Here is a 625-nt window from a genome sequence, read left to right as displayed (position 1 = left end):
AGTGGCGGTGGCGGCTCGTCCACGACAACGGGAACATCATCGCCGACGGCGGACAGGGGTACGCGTCCAAACGCAACGCGACGACCGGCCTCCGGAGCGTCAAGGCGAACGCCCCCGGCGCGGCGGTCGAGGAGACCGAGGACTGAGGCGGCGCGGACGGAACCGGGCGGAGACGGAACCGGACGCGGACGGAACCGGGCGCGGACGGAACCGGACGCGGACGGAACCGGGCGGAGACGGAACCGGGTGTGGGAGGGAACGGGACACGGCCGACCGACCGTGTACCGCACCGCTTATTCGCCGCCCCCCACAACCACGGAGCGGACATGGACGCGCTCCACGCCAAGTACCCGTTCTTCGAGGGGGCCCGCGAAGCCGTTGCCGGCGCGTCGGCGTCGCTGCCGACGCTCGTCGCCGAGGACGCCCCCGCGGTCGAGCGGGCTCGTGAGCGCGTCGAACGCGCGCTTCTTGAAGGGACCGTCGAGCCCGAAGGCGGCGCGTTCACCGGTACGGACGGACGGGTTGAGATCCGGTCGGAGCTCCTCTCGTACCCCATCGCGCGGATCCTCGTCTCGCTGCTCGACTCCGAGCCCGCCATCGAGAAGTACGCGGCCGCCGAGGCCGC

1 protein-coding gene and 1 pseudogene are annotated in these 625 nt (G+C 72.3%); both read left to right on the top strand.

All coding sequences use genetic code 11. From position 1 onward, the window contains the following. Window positions 1-146, top strand: a 146-nt coding sequence (locus ACFQEU_RS17425) for a YegP family protein (protein ID WP_379784206.1), incomplete at its 5' end; no start/stop codon positions are given. A gap of 180 nt (window positions 147-326) precedes the next feature. Further along, a pseudogene (locus ACFQEU_RS17420) lies at window positions 327-625 on the top strand (DNA primase); the annotation flags it as partial.

It is taken from the genome of Halorubrum tibetense (assembly GCF_042661865.1).
Taxonomy (GTDB): domain Archaea; phylum Halobacteriota; class Halobacteria; order Halobacteriales; family Haloferacaceae; genus Halorubrum; species Halorubrum tibetense.
Note: the sequence above shows the minus strand (reverse complement) of the source record. Positions and strands in the feature narration are given on the sequence as shown.